The organism is Zhongshania aliphaticivorans (genome assembly GCF_902705875.1).
GTDB lineage: Bacteria > Pseudomonadota > Gammaproteobacteria > Pseudomonadales > Spongiibacteraceae > Spongiibacter > Spongiibacter aliphaticivorans_A.
In genome coordinates this window covers 82,238-99,035 of sequence record NZ_CACSIK010000001.1, presented here as the reverse complement: position 1 = coordinate 99,035, position 16,798 = coordinate 82,238, and the positions used below count along the sequence as shown (strand labels likewise).

The 16,798-nt window shown below is 48.4% G+C and carries 15 protein-coding genes; 9 read left to right on the top strand and 6 right to left on the bottom strand.

From position 1 onward, the window contains the following. Positions 1-77: 77 nt before the first annotated feature. Positions 78-1,325 (bottom strand): malic enzyme-like NAD(P)-binding protein, encoded by a 1,248-nt coding sequence (locus tag AELLOGFF_RS00470; protein WP_159266818.1) that lies wholly within the window; start codon positions 1,323-1,325, stop codon positions 78-80. A gap of 336 nt (positions 1,326-1,661) precedes the next feature. Beyond that, complete coding sequence (gene rpmE, locus AELLOGFF_RS00465) at positions 1,662-1,880, bottom strand: 50S ribosomal protein L31 (protein ID WP_159266817.1); 219 nt, start codon at positions 1,878-1,880, stop codon at positions 1,662-1,664. Between the two features lie 211 nt (positions 1,881-2,091). Here rpmE and AELLOGFF_RS00460 point away from each other — a divergent pair, with 211 nt between their 5' ends. The 6 genes from AELLOGFF_RS00460 (at position 2,092) to AELLOGFF_RS00435 (ending at position 9,213) form a co-directional block, all read left to right on the top strand. Continuing rightward, the gene (locus tag AELLOGFF_RS00460) at positions 2,092-4,275 is read left to right on the top strand and encodes a primosomal protein N' (RefSeq protein ID WP_159266816.1); all 2,184 of its coding nucleotides are present in this window, start codon (positions 2,092-2,094) and stop codon (positions 4,273-4,275) included. A gap of 101 nt (positions 4,276-4,376) precedes the next feature. Then, a complete protein-coding gene (gene argS, locus AELLOGFF_RS00455) occupies positions 4,377-6,131 on the top strand; it encodes an arginine--tRNA ligase (RefSeq protein WP_159266815.1) in 1,755 nt (584 codons plus the stop codon). A 3-nt stretch (positions 6,132-6,134) separates the two neighbouring features. Then, the gene (locus AELLOGFF_RS00450; RefSeq protein WP_159266814.1) at positions 6,135-6,731 is read left to right on the top strand and encodes an SPOR domain-containing protein; all 597 of its coding nucleotides are present in this window, start codon (positions 6,135-6,137) and stop codon (positions 6,729-6,731) included. Between the two features lie 117 nt (positions 6,732-6,848). Beyond that, on the top strand, positions 6,849-7,388 hold the full coding sequence (gene hslV, locus AELLOGFF_RS00445; protein WP_159266813.1) for an ATP-dependent protease subunit HslV: 540 nt from the start codon (positions 6,849-6,851) through the stop codon (positions 7,386-7,388). A gap of 27 nt (positions 7,389-7,415) precedes the next feature. Continuing rightward, the gene (hslU, locus tag AELLOGFF_RS00440) at positions 7,416-8,732 is read left to right on the top strand and encodes an ATP-dependent protease ATPase subunit HslU (RefSeq protein WP_159266812.1); all 1,317 of its coding nucleotides are present in this window, start codon (positions 7,416-7,418) and stop codon (positions 8,730-8,732) included. 85 nt (positions 8,733-8,817) lie between these two features. Further along, positions 8,818-9,213, top strand: a complete 396-nt coding sequence (locus AELLOGFF_RS00435) for a gamma-butyrobetaine hydroxylase-like domain-containing protein (protein ID WP_159266811.1) — start codon at positions 8,818-8,820, stop codon at positions 9,211-9,213. Between the two features lie 2 nt (positions 9,214-9,215). On the opposite strand, the gene AELLOGFF_RS00430 is transcribed toward AELLOGFF_RS00435, so the two are convergent. Together AELLOGFF_RS00430 and AELLOGFF_RS00425 are read right to left on the bottom strand one after the other, a co-directional pair. Then, positions 9,216-9,464 carry a hypothetical protein gene (locus AELLOGFF_RS00430; protein ID WP_159266810.1) on the bottom strand — a complete coding sequence of 83 codons (249 nt, stop codon included), beginning with the start codon at positions 9,462-9,464 and terminating at the stop codon, positions 9,216-9,218. A 149-nt stretch (positions 9,465-9,613) separates the two neighbouring features. Next, on the bottom strand, positions 9,614-10,999 hold the full coding sequence (locus AELLOGFF_RS00425; RefSeq protein WP_159266809.1) for a PhoH family protein: 1,386 nt from the start codon (positions 10,997-10,999) through the stop codon (positions 9,614-9,616). A gap of 357 nt (positions 11,000-11,356) precedes the next feature. On the opposite strand from AELLOGFF_RS00425, the gene AELLOGFF_RS00420 reads away from it, so the two are divergent. After that, positions 11,357-13,246 (top strand): VacB/RNase II family 3'-5' exoribonuclease, encoded by a 1,890-nt coding sequence (locus AELLOGFF_RS00420; protein ID WP_159266808.1) that lies wholly within the window; start codon positions 11,357-11,359, stop codon positions 13,244-13,246. 82 nt (positions 13,247-13,328) lie between these two features. Here the strand turns inward: AELLOGFF_RS00420 and AELLOGFF_RS00415 are convergent, their stop codons facing one another. After that, complete coding sequence (locus AELLOGFF_RS00415; RefSeq protein ID WP_159266807.1) at positions 13,329-13,685, bottom strand: group I truncated hemoglobin; 357 nt, start codon at positions 13,683-13,685, stop codon at positions 13,329-13,331. Positions 13,686-13,775: 90 nt separating this feature from the next. Here AELLOGFF_RS00415 and AELLOGFF_RS00410 point away from each other — a divergent pair, with 90 nt between their 5' ends. Next, entirely contained in the window at positions 13,776-14,201 is a 426-nt protein-coding gene (locus tag AELLOGFF_RS00410; RefSeq protein WP_159266806.1) for an Rrf2 family transcriptional regulator, read from the top strand. Positions 14,202-14,305: 104 nt separating this feature from the next. On the opposite strand, the gene asnS is transcribed toward AELLOGFF_RS00410, so the two are convergent. After that, positions 14,306-15,700 (bottom strand): asparagine--tRNA ligase, encoded by a 1,395-nt coding sequence (gene asnS, locus AELLOGFF_RS00405; protein ID WP_159266805.1) that lies wholly within the window; start codon positions 15,698-15,700, stop codon positions 14,306-14,308. Positions 15,701-15,861: 161 nt separating this feature from the next. On the opposite strand from asnS, the gene AELLOGFF_RS00400 reads away from it, so the two are divergent. Then, positions 15,862-16,602: a glycerophosphodiester phosphodiesterase family protein gene (locus tag AELLOGFF_RS00400; RefSeq protein ID WP_159266804.1), complete on the top strand. Its 741-nt coding sequence runs from the start codon at positions 15,862-15,864 to the stop codon at positions 16,600-16,602. Positions 16,603-16,798: the final 196 nt, after the last annotated feature.

Here is a 16,798-nt window from a genome sequence, read left to right as displayed (position 1 = left end):
TCGGCAGAATAACCAGATATAAAAAAGCCGTTGCAGAATACGGCAACGGCTTCGCGTGACACTTATTAAGAACTGGCTTACAGCAAGGGGTAATGTGCCGGATACGGTAGCTGAGCAACTCCGGTATCAACGGCAGCCTGCGCCACAGCGGCGGAGACTTTGCCCAACAAGCGGCGATCTACTGGCTTTGGAATAATATAGTCTGGACCAAACGTCAGCTCGTCAACACCGCATGCATCCATCACTACTTGTGGTACTGGCTCTTTTGCCAATTCACGCAGTGCATGTACAGCGGCAATTTTCATTTCTTCATTTATTGCGGTTGAACGCACATCTAGGGCGCCGCGAAAAATAAAGGGGAAACCCAAAACATTATTGACCTGGTTGGGGTAGTCCGAACGCCCTGTGGCCATAATGACATCATCCCGAACAGACAGCGCCAGCTCAGGCTGTATTTCTGGGTCAGGATTTGAACACGCAAACACGATGGGCTTTGGCGCCATAGATTTCAACATGTCGCCGCTTAATAAATTAGCGCCCGATAGACCAACAAACACGTCTGCATCTTTGATTGCATCACTCAGGGTGCGCGCATCCGTATCGTTCTGGAACTCTTCTTTATATTTGTTCAAGCCCGCACGACCTGGGTAAATCACCCCGCGACGGTCAATCATATAAATATTTTCGTACTTTGCGCCCACGCTAACAAGTAGACGCATACAGGCAATGGCTGCTGATCCCGCGCCAAGACAAACCACTTTGGCGGTTTCAATATTCTTGCCTTGGATTTCGAGGGCATTCAACATCCCTGCGGCGGTCACAATGGCTGTGCCGTGCTGGTCGTCATGAAACACCGGAATTGGGCACTGCTCTTTAAGCACTCGCTCAATTTCAAAACATTCAGGCGCTTTAATATCTTCTAGGTTTATACCGCCAAAGGTAATCGCAATGCGTTTTACCGTATCGATAAACGCCTCGCTATCTTCAGCATCAACCTCAATATCTATTGAATCAATGTCAGCAAAACGCTTAAACAGCAAGGCCTTGCCTTCCATAACCGGTTTACTAGCCAGCGGCCCGAGATTACCCAAGCCCAAAATAGCGGAGCCATTAGAAATGACCGCGACAAGATTACCCTTGCTGGTGTATTTATAAGCATTTATCGGATCTTTGGCGATTTCACGCACTGGCTCTGCAACGCCAGGACTATATGCCAACGACAAATCGTACTGCGTTTCCGCAGGTTTGGTCAGCATAATGCCAATTTTGCCCGGTGAAGGGAGAGAGTGGTAATCCAGAGCCGCCTGTTTCACATCTTTGGACATTCTTTATTTCCCAATTTTTGCTTTTTCACAAAGGGTGTTAAAGCTGTTGTAAAAGTATTCGCGCTGACGATAACAGTAGTATGACAAGGCCGTATTTAGCCAAACATAACAATACTCGCGTTTAGCAGCACTTAGCTGCGAATGATTATGGCGGTACTTATTATCGCTGCAATACTACACCGACAAGATTGGGCGAATTCACCCGCCACTGACACGACATCTGATTTACATGCTCACCAGAGCAAAAGCTAAATACAAAAATGCCCGGTCAAGTTACTAACCAGGCACTTTCTTAGCGTGGCTGCATATAGCAGACCACTAAGCACTACTGCGAGATTACGCTTTAGTGGTACCACGGCTGCCGAAACGCTTACGGAAACGATCAACACGACCGCCAGTATCCAGCATTTTCTGTTTACCGGTGTAGAACGGGTGGCAGGCTGAACAAACGTCAACGTGAAGTGCTTCACCAAGGGTTGAACGCGTTTCAAAGGCGTTACCACAGCTGCACGTTACGTTAATAGAAACATAATTCGGGTGGATATCTGCTTTCATGGGTCTTTCCTCAATGGTCGCCGCCACCCGATCTTTTGCCGGGCACCGCGCAGGGCTGACAAGCTTCAAAACTAGCTTGAAATTCAGGCGGCGAATATTAACAGAAATACCTCAATAAGCAAGTTAAGACGCACAAGCCACAAAAAGGCTGCTCTTATCGGCGACAGATTTCTTATACACTGCAACTTTTCGCCGTACTGATAACCCTGCCATGCCGAAATTTGTCACTGTTGCCGTTCCCTGCCCATTGCGTCGTGGCTTCGACTATCTGTGGCCTGACACCCTTCAGCAAGAGGCTAAAGTGGGTATGCGAGTCAGCGTGCCTTTTGGGCCAAGACGCTTAGTGGGGGTTATCTTTGCCACACCGACCAATAGCGACATTGCCAAACAAAAAATGAAGTCGGTTATTAAGGCTTTAGACGAGTCTCCTTGCCTGCCACCAGACCTTATACAACTGGGCCTCTGGGCCGCAGCGTACTACCACCACCCTGTCGGCGAGTGTTTTCAACAATTATTACCCATTACGCTGCGCAAAGCTGAGCCGGCAAAAGAGAAGCCCGCACAATATTGGCAATGCAGCGACGACATTACAAATCTCCCCCCGCTACCCTCTCGCGCTCACCAACAGCAAAGTTTGCTAGCTGTTATCGAGCAATCTGGGCGACTCTCTCGCCGCCAAATAAAAGATTTAGGCTATAGCAATACCGTATTAAACAATCTTATTAATGGTGGCTATCTAAGCAAGGCCGAAGCACCACTCGCGGCGGCAACATCAACACCGTCAACCAAACTAAGCTTAAATACAGAACAAGATCACGCAGTGAAAGCGATCTCCAAAGCGCTTGGCGGCTTTGACCGCTTTTTGCTCGATGGCGTCACCGGCAGTGGCAAAACCGAGGTGTATTTACGCGCCATTGAAGACTGCCTTGGTCGCGGCGAACAAACACTGGTTCTTATTCCTGAAATTGGCCTTACACCTCAAACCTTGCAACGCTTTGAACAACGCTTTCCCACTAATGTCAGCACCCTGCACTCGGGCTTAAGCGACAGCGAGCGTGTTCAAAATTGGAAAAAAATACAGTCCGGCGAGCATAAAATTTTACTCGGCACCCGCTCTGCCGTTCTAACCCCCTTCCATAAACTTGGGCTTATTATTGTTGATGAAGAACACGATGCCTCCTACAAGCAACAAGATGGATGGCGCTATTCTGCTAGAGATATTGCGGTAAAACGTGGCTCAGACCATTGCTGTCCCGTGGTATTAGGTAGCGCAACACCAAGTTTAGATAGTCTTCATAATGTGGCATTAGGCCGCTACCAACTCCTCGAGCTGCGTGAACGCGCCGGTGGCGCAAATGCTCCCAAGGTACACTTGCTCGATATTCGCAACGAAACGCTCGACGCCGGGCTTGGCAAATCATTATTAGATGCCACTGCCCAAACGCTAAACGAAGGCAATCAAGCCCTCATTTTTTTAAACCGACGAGGCTTTTCACCACAGCTGCAATGTCATAGCTGCGGCTGGCTGGCAAACTGCCAAGCCTGCGACGCAACACTAACCGTCCATTTTGGTCGGCGAGAGCTTCGCTGCCATCACTGTGGCGCTACCGAAACACTCCCCACCATCTGCCCACAGTGCCACAATCATGAACTTATTTTTCAAGGGCCAGGCACCGAACGCCTTGAATTAAGCTTGAAACAACACTTTCCCGATGTGCCGATTATTCGCATTGATCGCGACACCACCTCAGCAAAAGGCAGTATGCAGCTGCTTATTGATGACATCCATACCGGCAAACCGTGCATTCTAGTGGGCACCCAAATGCTGGCAAAGGGGCACCACTTCCCCGATGTCACCTTAGTGGGCATTATCGACATTGATGGTGGCTTATTTAGCGCCGACTTCCGCGGCCCAGAGCGCAGCGGCCAATTACTCATCCAAGTAGCTGGCCGCGCCGGCCGCGCCAATAAACCAGGCAAGGTTTACATTCAAAGCCATTGTCCTGACCACCCAGCGCTGCAGGCACTGGTCAATCAAGGCTACCAACCTTTTGCCCAGCAGCTGCTCGCAGAGCGAAAACTTTTCTCACTCCCCCCCGTTAGCTTCAGCGCCGTTATTCGCGCTGACGCAGTATCTCTGGAAAGTGCCGAGGCATTTCTTAGCCAAATCATAAACGCATTACCCACTGGCGACACCGCTTGGAGCATTGTTGGCCCACTCCCCGCCCCAATGGCAAGAAAAGCTGGGCGATTTCGCGCTGCTCTGATTCTGCAGTCCGAGCGCCGCAGCTTATTGCACCAACATCTTCATGCTGCCTGCGAGATTGGCGACCAATTGCGCAAACCTCAAAACCTACGATGGTCGGTCGATGTAGACCCTATTGATCTTTTTTAATCAGAATTGACCGCCATGAGAAACACCTCAAGACTGGCGGCGAGCAAGCTAAACAGCGATAATACGCGACCGTGTTTTGACCAAAGAGCTTCTGCCACACCATGAAAGAGAAAGTCGCCCACTATATCCAACAAGCCCTGCAAACCCTTCGCACGGCCCAGTCGTGGCCAGACGAGTTGGAAACTAACATTCAGGTAGAGCATACCCGCGACAAAACTCATGGCGATTTCGCCAGCAACATCGCGATGACCTTGGCAAAGCCATTAAAATCTAACCCCCGCGCCATCGCACAACAAATTGTTGATGCCCTACCTGATAACAACGATATAGTTAAAGTAGAAATTGCTGGCCCTGGGTTTATTAATTTCTTTATTAATGAAGCAAGTAACTTTCAAGTGCTTCACGACATTTTTGAACAGGGCGAAAACTTTGGCCGCCGAGCAGCAAACGGAAAATCTATTCAAGTAGAATTTGTTTCAGCCAACCCAACTGGACCGCTCCACGTCGGCCACGGCCGCGGTGCCGCTTACGGCGACAGTGTTGCCAATATGCTGGAAGCAACTGGTAATAAGGTCTGCCGCGAGTATTATGTAAACGATGCCGGCCGCCAAATGGACATCCTTGGCACCAGTGTTTGGCTGCGTTACTTACAAGCCTGTGGCGAGAACATCACCTTTCCAAGCAATGGCTACCAAGGCGATTACATTGCCGATTACGGCCGCGAGCTATTAGCGGAACACGGTAAAATTTTGCATTGCAGCGCCGAAGACGCCTTTGCTAACGTTTGTGATGACGCGCCTGAAGGCGACAAAGAAAAGCACATAGACGGGTTGATCAATAACGCTAAGGCATTACTTGGCGACAATTACAGCATCACCTTTGATAAAGGCTTAAATGCCATCTTAGGAGATATTCGCAGTGATCTTGCTGAGTTTGGCATTGAATACCAAGAATGGTTTTCTGAGCGCAGCTTAACCCAAGACCCCGACCAAGTTGACCGCGCAATCCGTAAACTTCAGGACAACGGCTACATTGAAGAGCGCAACGGCGCACTCTGGTTTATGTCGACTCGTTTTGGCGACGACAAAGATCGTGTTGTAAAACGTGACAATGGCCAAACAACTTATTTTGCCTCTGACATTGCCTACCACCTCAACAAGTTTGAGCGTGGCTTTGATACTGTGGTGAATATTTGGGGAGCAGACCACCACGGCTACATCGCCCGCGTGAAAGCCGCTCTTCAAGCGCTAGACATAGATCCGGACAAACTTGTTGTGAGACTGGTACAGTTCGTTTCACTGTATCGCGGAGATCAGCAAGTTCAGATGTCTACCCGCTCGGGCTCATTTGTCACCCTGCGCGAACTTAGACATGATGTTGGCAATGATGCGGCGCGCTTTTTTTACATTATGCGCAAGGCTGATCAAGCCACTGACTTTGATTTAGAGCTTGCCAAATCTGAAAGCAAAGATAACCCGGTTTACTATATTCAGTACGCCCATGCGCGAGTTGCCAGTATTTTGCGTAAACTCAGCGATCAGGGAGAAAAATGGACTCCTGAGCAGGGTTTAAAGCAAATATCAGTACTCAGTCACGACGTTGAAAAAGATTTGCTGGTCAAATTGTCACGCTACCCTGAAATACTAGGTAATGCCGCAGCCCAATTTGAGCCCCATGCCTTGGCGCATTATTTACGAGAGTTGGCGGGTGATTTCCACACTTATTACAACGCTCACAAAATGCTGGGAGAAGACACAGCCCTGCGTGATGCTCGTATTACATTAGCCTGTGCAATTAAGCAGGTACTACACAATGGATTGACACTGCTGGGGGTTTCCGCCCCAGAGGAAATGTAAAGTATGGCAACGCAAAAAAAAACAACACGCGGCGCAACCCGTAGCCCTGCGCGCTCGGGGTTTCCCGGCTTCGCACTCTTTGGTAGTGGCTTTGCCGGCGGCATTATTTGCTCAGTATTAGTTTACTCAACCATCATTAGCACTCAACCAGAGCGCGAAAAGCTTGCTGAAACCAAGGCTGCTGCCGCCAAAGAAAAAGCCTTGCAAGACAAAAAGAATGTCAGCTCAAACACCAAGTTTGATTTCTTTACTGTCTTACCTGAGCGAGAGGTCATTGTTACTGACGAGCAACGCCCCAAGCCAAAACCGCAAACACCCGTCAAAACGGTTAATAAACCGCCCGTAATCAAAGAAGACATCAGCGACGAACGCTATATATTACAAGCAGGCTCTTTTCGTCAGGGAGAGGACGCCGATCGCCGCCGAGCTCAAATCCTTATTCTCGGCCTAGATGCTAAAGTAGAATCGGTAGAAGCCAACGGTGATCGCTGGCACCGCGTCTATGTTGGCCCCTTTCAATCTCACAACACCCTAACTGATGCGCGAACAAAGCTCATCAATGAAAGCATAGACACCCTAGTTATTCGCCAAAAGAAATAGCCTTCGAGCTATTGGCAACCCGCCCTTGAAATCGTCGAGGGCGCCCCCACCTTTGTTTAACAAGAACGATCAATAAAACCCGATTCAACCCATTTTATTACTAAGAAGGAGTCCCGCGTGGAACAGTTTCGCGGCACCACAATTCTCTCAGCTCGCCGCAATAATCAAGTTGTCATTGGTGGCGACGGCCAAGTCACCATGGGCAATACCGTTATGAAAGGTAACGCCCGTAAAGTTCGCCGCCTCTATAAAGACCAAGTTCTGGCTGGTTTTGCCGGCGGCACCGCCGATGCCTTCACGTTGTTCGAACTATTTGAAGCCCAACTCGAAAAGCATTCAGGCAAATTAGTCCGCGCTGCGGTTGAACTTGCTAAAGCGTGGCGCAGCGAGCGCTCACTACGCCAACTTGAAGCACTGCTAATTGTCGCCGACAAAGAAACCACCCTTGTCATCAGTGGCAACGGCGATGTCATAGAGCCAGAAGACAATATGATCGCCATTGGCTCGGGAGGCTCTTTCGCAACAGCTGCTGCTCGCGCACTTATGGATAACACGGAGCTAAGCGCGGCCGACGTCGTGGAAAAAGGCTTAACCATTGCCGGCGACATCTGTATTTACACCAATCACAGCCGCACCATCGAATCACTAGAATACTAAGGCGCCACCGCGCCCTCGGAGCACTTGATGTCTACTATGACACCCCGTGAAATTGTTCACGAACTCGACAAACACATTGTCGGCCAGAATGATGCTAAACGCGCTGTTGCCATCGCACTACGCAATCGCTGGCGCCGCATGCAATTAGAAGAATCATTGCGTGATGAAATTACGCCAAAAAACATTTTAATGATTGGCCCCACCGGGGTCGGTAAAACCGAAATAGCCCGCCGCTTGGCAAAATTATCCAATGCGCCGTTCATCAAGGTTGAAGCCACCAAGTTCACGGAAGTTGGCTATGTTGGCCGCGACGTAGAATCTATTATTCGTGACCTAGTCGATGTCGCTATCAAGCTCTATCGCGAACAGGCAATGGAGCAAGTTGCCCACCGGGCCGCTGATGCCGCCGAAGAACGCATACTCGATGTCCTACTCCCTCCCGCTCGAGGAGAAAATGACAGCGACGATCGCAGCGATAACACCCGGCAATTATTCCGCAAAAAATTGCGCGAAGGCGAGCTTGATGATCGCGAAATTGATATTGAGCTGAACGCCACCCCCGTCGGCGTAGAAATCATGGCTCCGCCCGGCATGGAAGAAATGACCAGCCAGCTGCAGGGTATGTTTTCTAAACTGGGCAATGACAAAAAGAAAACACGCCGCATGAGCGTCAAGGCTGCCCTGAAGCAAGCCCAAGATGAAGAAGCCGCTAAACTTGTCAACGAAGAAGACCTGAAAACCCGCGCCCTCGAAGCTGCCGAGCAAAACGGTATTGTCTTTATAGACGAGATCGACAAAGTCGCCAAACGCCAAGAAACAAGTGGCGGGGATGTTTCTCGTGAAGGGGTGCAGCGAGATTTACTGCCATTAATCGAAGGCTGCACGGTCAGCACTAAGCACGGCGTCATTCGCACTGACCACATATTATTTGTCGCATCTGGCGCCTTTCATCTCAGCAAGCCTTCGGACTTAATCCCAGAGCTACAGGGACGCCTGCCGATTCGGGTGGAATTGTCAGCACTCACCCCTGAAGACTTTGAGCGGATTCTCACCGAGCCCCACGCCTCGTTGACGGAGCAGTACCAAGCACTTCTTGGCACAGAAGGCTTGAAGGTTGAGTTCAGCAAAGACGGTATTCGTCGAATTGCTGAAACCGCTTGGGAAGTGAACGAGCGCACCGAAAATATCGGTGCCCGCCGCCTGCATACGGTAATGGAACGCCTATTGGAAAGTATTTCCTTTGACGCCAGCGACAAAGAAGCTGTCACAATAGACTGTGACTACGTATCAGAGCAGCTCGGTGAGTTGGCGAAAGATGAAGACTTGAGCCGCTTCATCCTGTAAAAATATTAGCTAGCAACACCGAACCCGCCATTGAAAAATGGCGGGGATCTTACTTGGACACCTTCATCGACACGGGTAATATGAAATGGGCGCCCCACTCAATACCAACCCAAGTAATATAAAATTTCGCAAAAAATCTCAGCAACTCGAAATTAGCTATGCCAACGGCGAGCAATTTTCTCTTTCGAGCGAGTTTTTAAGAGTGCACTCCCCCTCTGCAGAAGTAAGAGGTCATGGCGCAGGGCAGGAAACCTTACAAGTTGGCAAAATTAACGTCCACATTACCGAACTGATTCCCGTTGGGAACTACGCCCTACAACTGGTTTTTAGTGACGGTCACGACAGTGGTATTTTTTCTTGGGGATATTTAAGGGAGTTATGCGAACAACATGACGAACTTTGGCAACGTTACCTAGAAAAACTCAATGAGAGCAATGCAAGCCGTGACCCCAATGAGCAGGTTGTTAAGTTTTTTAATTAACATTACTCACGCAATACGATTCTTGGGCTCAAATTAACGCCGCCATCTTCTTCTAGCACCCCGATATTCACCCCAGTCGAATTCTCAACCACAACCAAAGGCGGCTCAAACCGTGGCTGACGAATGAACTTTAAGGTCCAGCCAAAATTCTCGATACGGCGTAAAGCTATTTTTTGCATTTCAGTTAAGAGCTCTAAGGCGTTTTCAGGGACCGCTGGGCGCCCGTCTCGCTGCTCCTGAATAAGTGTCATAGTGAGGTGCCAAATTTGGTATTAGAAACTCACAAACTACCGCAGTATACAAACCAGCAATAGCCGTATATCACCATATTGACATCCCAAAAAAGCAAGGTTTTACGGCGCAGCCCTAGTACCGCGCCGTAAAAACCGTTAAAGATGCGCTAAAGGTTCTCCTCTGCAAACGCCGCTAGGCGTGAACGCTCAATACCATTTACGTGCATAACACCCGCATGCTCAAAGTTTTTACTCTTCTCTACCAAGTAGGTAAGACCAGACGTTAGCGGCGAGATATATTTATTGTCAATCTGGGCAAGGTTACCCAGCACAACAATCTTTGAGTTGACACCAACCCGCGTAATAATGGACTTCAGCTGAAATTGAGTCAGCCCCTGAGCTTCGTCAATCACAATATAGGCATTGTTAAACGAGCGTCCCCGCATAAAATTCAAAGACTTGAATTGTATATTTGCCTTGTCTTTCACGTACTCAATACTGCTGTAAGGCGACTCATCCGTGCCGTGCAAAACCTCTAAGTTATCTTCAAATGCGGCCAGCCAAGGGGCCATTTTTTCTTCCTCTGTGCCTGGAAGAAAGCCAATATCTTCTGCCATGGGTGGCGTAGAGCGGGCCACAATCATTTTATCAAAACGCTTTTCTTCCAAAATGGCATGTAAACCATAGGCTAATGCAATCAAGGTTTTACCAGAACCCGCTGGCCCTGTTAGCACCGTCATATCAATATGAGGCCTAGATATCAAAAAGAAGGCCATGGCTTGCTCAAAATTACGAGGACTTAGCCCCCACATACGCTGATGCATGAGCTGATCTCGACTCAAATCCTGCAATTCAAGCTTGTCCTCATCAACCGACTTAACCATACCGGCAAAACCGCTGTCGTCGTAGAGGAACTCATTGATATGCACTTTTGGCAGCACCGAGCGATTTAAAACGTGCAAGGTCTGACCGCCGTCCCTCAGGGTATCAACCTTGTCTACCTGCCCCCAGAAATTACCGGGCAAATGCTCGTAACCCTTTGCCATGTACTGAATATCATCAAGGACTCTATCCTTGCGGTAATCCTCTACGTTTTCTAAGCCCGAGCCCTTGGCCTTTAGGCGCATATTGATATCTTTGGTCACCAAGCATACGTAAGCCTTGGGACTTTTTACTTGTAAGTGCAATGCCACATTAATAATGCGGTTGTCATTCGCCTGCTGCTGACTGCCATCTAAGTAAGGTGCGGGAACGTCATGGTTAATGAGCTGATCAGGAAAAATCGCCAAGCTGCCAACATCATCCCCACCCCGCGCGTTGGGAATAGGCACGCCCTCTTGAATCGCCTTGGGGCTCGCATTAAAGAGAATTTTGTCGATTGCATTAATCGCTATTCTCGCTTCGCGACTCACATCTTTGTCGCGCCTGTCCTTGATATGGTCCAACTCCTCCAGCACGGTCATTGGTATAACCACTCGGTGTTCATGGAAGGCGCTCAGCGCCATGGGGTCGTGCAGCAATACGTTGGTATCAAGAACAAAGATTTTTTCCATAGGACACTCTCTGTTGGCAACAAAAATAAAGGCCAGCACCCAACACTGTCAAAAACAGTTGTTTAGGAAACCGGAAAAGAAAAACAAAGGAGAAGTGAGCACAAGCACTTAATAAGGCGTAGCGCTGTTGTCGCGAAGCTAAATAAAACCAGCGCGCAAAGATTTTTTGACTGTAAGCCCGAAGGCAACAAAAGCGTAACGGCAATAGACCGATCCATACAACACAGCGTAGCTTGATTATTAAAAGCGATGGCTATCATTGTCAACCGTTATCGCGGTGATATCGGAAGACTCCGTCACACATTTCCGCTACCCTGTACCCCTTTTTAGCGATCCGATTACAGGTACCATTGATTCATGCTCGACAAAAATGCCCTGCAGCAGTTAAATCAGCTGAAATCCAAAATTATAGAATCCAAAGACCAAGGCGAAGGCGAGGTTCGCGGCAGCCAAAGACGATTTGGCTTTGTTCGTTTAGATGACGGCCGTGATGTCTTTCTCGCCCCCGATGACATGCAGCGTGTCTTTCCGGGTGACCGAGTAAAAATCACAGTCCATACCGATGACAAAGGTAAGTTTAAAGCCGAGCTAGAAAAGCTGCTGGACAGCCCCTTAGACTGCTTTACTGGTCGCTATGTGGTCCGAGGTCAGGGCCACTTTGTTGAGCCTGATTTACCTCGCTTCAACAAATTACTGTTCATTCCACCTTCGCAGCGCAAAAAATGCAGCGAGGGCGACTTTTTGTACTGCCAAGTCGCACAGCACCCCTTTCGCGATGGCAAATCACAGGTCAAAGTCCTGGAGAATATCGGCAAACCCAGCGATGTAGGTGTTGAAGGAAAGTACATCCAACGCAAATTTAAACTGCCACGAGATTGGCCTAACAACTGCAGCATTGGCGAAGACAGCCGCGCTGAAGTACGCAAAGACCTCCGCGACACCCCGTTTATCACCATCGACTCGGCAGAAACTCGAGACATCGACGATGCCCTGTGGGCAGAAGCAAACGAAAACGGCTGGCAGTTAAATGTGGCCGTCGCTGACCCCAGTGCATTCATATCCCCAGACAGCCCTCTGGATCTGGCCGCAAAACAACGCGCCAATACCGTATACCTGCCCGGCTTCACTCAAACCATGTTGCCAAACCCGATATCACAGGGCAGCTGTTCACTGATGGCAAATGAAGATCGTGCAGCGATCGTATGCTCTGTTCAAGTTAGCCATCAGGGAGAAATCAGTGATATTGAATTCAGTGAAGCGCTGATTCGCTCGCGCGCCAAGCTAAATTACAACGATGTTCACGCTCATATCCACAAAACCGTAGACTTAGAACAAGCTTGTTTATCGGATTTATACGCCGCGAGCCAAGCGCTGCGAAACTATCGCAGCGAACATCATATAATGATGCCTGAACAAGCGGATTTTCACTTCAAGCTCAATGAGCAACGCAAAATTGAAAGTATTAGCAAGGTCGAACGCAATGACGCTCATCGCTTAGTTGAAGAATGCATGTTAGCGGCAAACCGCAGCGCGGCGGTATGGCTAGCGGATTCTCCATCACTCTATGTCTGTCACGCAGGCTTGCGAGAAGATCGCTACGAGAATATTCGCGCGGTTCTTCGTAAAGAGATCCCCGACTTGGCCGATAGTGATTTCGGACAATTACCAAACTATATCGCACTCATCAAAGCTAGTGAGAAGAGTGAATCCTCGCTACCTTTGCGAAGTATTTTCGCACGTATGCTACAACCCGGAAATATTAGCAGCTCGCCCCTGCCACACTTTGGGCTGGGCCTTGAATCCTACACCACCTTCACGTCGCCACTTCGCAAGTATAGCGACCTGCTGGTACAGCGGTGTATTCGAGCCAAGTTAAACAACGAAGAGTTGAGCCTTCCCGATGAAGAAGAGCTCGCTGCGCTGCAAGAGCGTATTCGCAATGGCCGGCAAGCAAGTAAGCAAATGGAGCAGTGGCTGCAATATCAATATTTGGCGCAAAACACGTCAGACACCGTTTACGATGCACGGATCGCCCACGTGAATGGCGGCGGCTTTACCGTTGAATTACTGGAAACCGGAATCAGTGGTTTCGTAGAAGCGCGCACTATCCCAGAAAAACTCAGTTTTGATGCGGATGCACTGCGCCTATTTAACGATAAACAGTCATTCCAGCTAGACCAACTAGTGAAGGTGAAAACATCGGAGCTTGATGACTTTCAACGCAAGCTCATGTTTTTGCTTGTATAGAATCCTAATGGTTTAAATAGACCAGCTAGTTGTGTGACTCGATTACGAGAGAAAAAATCGAGTCACACTTTCTCGCCAAGCCCTAGCGATTTAATACCTCATCGCGAACGCTATCGGCAATTTTAGCAACCTCACCAATATCATCTGCACTGACACCTAGCTCGCTCAACGTGCCCGCTAGGTTTTCTACCACGGCATTAAATTGATCATCATTAATCCCCATACCCGCATGCGCTGTGCGCATATCGTCACCGCTGTAATCACTTGGCCCGCCAAAGACCATGGTCAAAAATAGCTTTTGCTTTCTCGCCAAGGCAAACATGTCAATATTTTCAAAGAAAGCACTAATTCGCTCATCAGCGATAACTTTATCGTAAAAAATATCTACGGCTTTATCGACTGCAGCTTCACCACCAATCCGCTCGTATAACGATGTCATAATGACGCCCTTTACATAAGATGCAATTTTAATGCATGTTTAAAAAAGGGTATAATACGCTCACCTTTTAATAAAACGCAAGCTCTAACGATGAAACTTAGCAAGCAAACTGACTACGCCTTTCGCACGCTCATTTTTTTGGGGCACTTACCTGAAGGGCAATTAAGCACCATTCAACATATTTGCACCTATTACAATATTTCATCTAACCATGTATCTAAGGTGGTGATGCATTTAGTTCGTCTGGGATATATTGAGGCAATAAGAGGAAAAGGCGGCGGTATACGTCTATGCATGCCCGCAAAAAAAATCTCATTAGTTGATGTTTTAAAGCAATTTGAAACTACCCTAAAACCCATAGACTGTAAGGAGCAGCCCTGCCGTATTATCAGGAGCTGTAAATTAAAAGGTGTGCTGGAGGATGCCCTCCAAGCGTTTATTGACACTCTGAAGCCGTACACGCTAGCGGATATATTAGATGAGGAAACTCGGGCTATTCTCCTCGTAGATAAATAAGCCCAAGCGTGGCTTTGAGTGGCAAAGCGTAAAATTAAGAAGCTGCATAGTTAATAACGCCGTCGACAGACTTAAAGCGCCAGCGTTAATTCAATAACGGACTGTTAATAATCTGCATGCTTCGGGGTACGTGGAAATGGAATCGCGTCACGAATATTTTCCATACCGGTAATATAGTTCAGCAACCGCTCAAAACCCAATCCAAAACCCGCGTGCGCCACGGTCCCATAACGACGTAAATCGCGGTACCACTCCATACCCTCTACACCTTGCTCAAGCATCCTTCGCTCAAGCACGTCTAAGCGCTCTTCACGCTGACTGCCACCAATAATTTCTCCTATTCCTGGCGCTAATACATCCATGGCGGCAACGGTTTTCTCATCATCATTCATGCGCATGTAGAACGCTTTTATATCCTTGGGATAATTTGTCACGATCAACGGCCCGCCAACGTGCTCTTCACACAAATAACGCTCATGCTCAGACTGCATATCTAAGCCCCAACGTACCGGGAACTCAAATTTCTTCCCTGACTTTTCTAAAATCTTAATGGCTTCGCTGTAATCCATACGCTCAAACCCGGTGTGGGCCACTTTTTGTAAGCGCGCGAGCACACCGTCGTCGACAAACTGATTGAAGAACGCCAAGTCATCTTCACAATGCTCTAAAACGGCAGATAGCAAATAACGTAAGAAATCTTCAGCTAGCGCGGCATCATCATCAAGGTTTGCAAACGCAATTTCAGGCTCAACCATCCAAAACTCAGCAAGATGGCGGCTGGTATTGGAGTTTTCTGCCCGAAAAGTAGGCCCAAAGGTATAAACCTTGGACATTGCTAGGCAATACGCTTCTGCGTTGAGCTGACCCGATACGGTGAGAAACGACTCCCGACCAAAAAAGTCTTCACTAAAGTCGATGTCGCCAGAATCAGTGCGTGGCAAATTCATTAAATCTAAAGTGCTAACACGAAACATCTCGCCAGCACCTTCACAATCACTTGCTGTTATTAGGGGTGAGTTAACCCATTGAAATTCACGCTCATAAAAATAACGATGTACCGCATTGGCAAGCACCGTCCGCACCCGTGTAATGGCTCCAAAGGTATTCGTGCGAGGCCGAAGGTGCGCAACTGAACGCAAATACTCAAAACTATGACGTTTTTTTGCAATGGGGTAGGTATCGGGATCGTCGACCCAGCCGCAAACCTCAATATGCTTGGCCTGAATTTCAACGGCCTGCCCCTTCCCCTGAGACGCAACGAGTTCACCGCTGGCAATAACCGAGCACCCTGCCGTTAATTTCAGAACGTCGGCATCGTAATTATCCAGTTCTGCAGGGGCGACAACTTGTATCGCGGCATGTGCAGAACCGTCATGCACCGCTAAGAATGAAAAACCACCTTTCGAGTCTCGCCGACTGCGAATCCACCCTCTAACGGTTACTTCACATCCTGGCTCACATTGCCCAGCTAACAAGGCTTTTACCGATACCACAGACATAAGCTCTCCCAATAATTTAACTAAGGTCGCATTATATGCCCGCAATTCCAATAGCAATAGTCATTGCCTGCTAGGCTTTTATAGAAACGGCAACGACGGCCTTTATTCTAAGCAGAATAAATCGGATACTGTGGTGAAATTCAAATTGCGGTGCTGTTTTTATGCAAGCAGGAAATTTTGTCGCCCACCGCGGCTGGCGTCAACACTACCCAGAAAACACCCTTATCGCCTTTGAGCAGGCGATCCAAGCCGGCGCAATAAATATAGAGTTAGACATCCAGCTCAGCGCCGACCATGTGCCCTTTGCTTTTCACGATGCCGAGTTAAAGCGAATGTGCCAACGCGAAGGGCTTATCTGGGAATATAACGCGAGCGAACTGGATACATTTCACGCCAGTGAGCAGCTTCGCTTTGGCGAGACTTTCGCAAAAAACCCCATGTGCAGGCTAAGTGATATTGTTGCACTGCTTGAGCTCAACCCCAACGTTAATGCCTACGTTGAAATAAAAGAAGAGAGCCTCACCCAGTTTGGTGAGCACATTGTGGTCAACGCCATAATTAACGCCCTTAGACCTGTCGCATCACGCTGCGTTTTAATCAGCTTTGAATTACAAGCATTACACCTAGCACTTCACGAAGGCTGGGAGCGATTTGGTGCTGTCTTCGATACTTGGCCAGATTGGCAATCTGCAGCATTGGCCGAGCTTCAACCTGAGGTAGTTTTTTGTGATCGGAACTGTGTCCCGCCAGACTGCAAGCTCGCAACATTGCCATGGCCAATACTAATTTATGAAGTAGGCAACAAAACCGAAGCCGAGGACTGGTTTTCTCGTGGCGCTATTGCTGTCGAAACCTTTTTAATTGGTGAGTTATTAACCGAGTTTTCTTTATCGCCCAGTTAAAATCACAAATTTCGCCTATGAATTTAGGGCATTTAATACTTATTACAACAATGTAATCATAGCGCCATCATTACACTGACTTAACCGTCACATAAACATTCGGTAATAGAGGTGTTAAGTGCTTGTTTTGACTCACACCCAAAGCTTTCCAAATGATTAAAATAATGGCATCTACCACGTTTTAATCATCAAAACC

Coding starts and splice junctions, on each gene's coding strand:
- AELLOGFF_RS00400 (WP_159266804.1), top strand. CDS start 15,862: ATGCAAGCAGGAAATTTTGTCGCCCACCGCGGCTGGCGTCAACACTAC.
- hslU (WP_159266812.1), top strand. CDS start 7,416: ATGTCTACTATGACACCCCGTGAAATTGTTCACGAACTCGACAAACAC.
- AELLOGFF_RS00470 (WP_159266818.1), bottom strand. CDS start 1,325: ATGTCCAAAGATGTGAAACAGGCGGCTCTGGATTACCACTCTCTCCCT.
- AELLOGFF_RS00420 (WP_159266808.1), top strand. CDS start 11,357: ATGCTCGACAAAAATGCCCTGCAGCAGTTAAATCAGCTGAAATCCAAA.
- AELLOGFF_RS00435 (WP_159266811.1), top strand. CDS start 8,818: ATGGGCGCCCCACTCAATACCAACCCAAGTAATATAAAATTTCGCAAA.
- AELLOGFF_RS00425 (WP_159266809.1), bottom strand. CDS start 10,999: ATGGAAAAAATCTTTGTTCTTGATACCAACGTATTGCTGCACGACCCC.
- argS (WP_159266815.1), top strand. CDS start 4,377: ATGAAAGAGAAAGTCGCCCACTATATCCAACAAGCCCTGCAAACCCTT.
- AELLOGFF_RS00415 (WP_159266807.1), bottom strand. CDS start 13,685: ATGACATCGTTATACGAGCGGATTGGTGGTGAAGCTGCAGTCGATAAA.
- AELLOGFF_RS00450 (WP_159266814.1), top strand. CDS start 6,135: ATGGCAACGCAAAAAAAAACAACACGCGGCGCAACCCGTAGCCCTGCG.
- AELLOGFF_RS00430 (WP_159266810.1), bottom strand. CDS start 9,464: ATGACACTTATTCAGGAGCAGCGAGACGGGCGCCCAGCGGTCCCTGAA.
- AELLOGFF_RS00410 (WP_159266806.1), top strand. CDS start 13,776: ATGAAACTTAGCAAGCAAACTGACTACGCCTTTCGCACGCTCATTTTT.
- asnS (WP_159266805.1), bottom strand. CDS start 15,700: ATGTCTGTGGTATCGGTAAAAGCCTTGTTAGCTGGGCAATGTGAGCCA.
- AELLOGFF_RS00460 (WP_159266816.1), top strand. CDS start 2,092: ATGCCGAAATTTGTCACTGTTGCCGTTCCCTGCCCATTGCGTCGTGGC.
- rpmE (WP_159266817.1), bottom strand. CDS start 1,880: ATGAAAGCAGATATCCACCCGAATTATGTTTCTATTAACGTAACGTGC.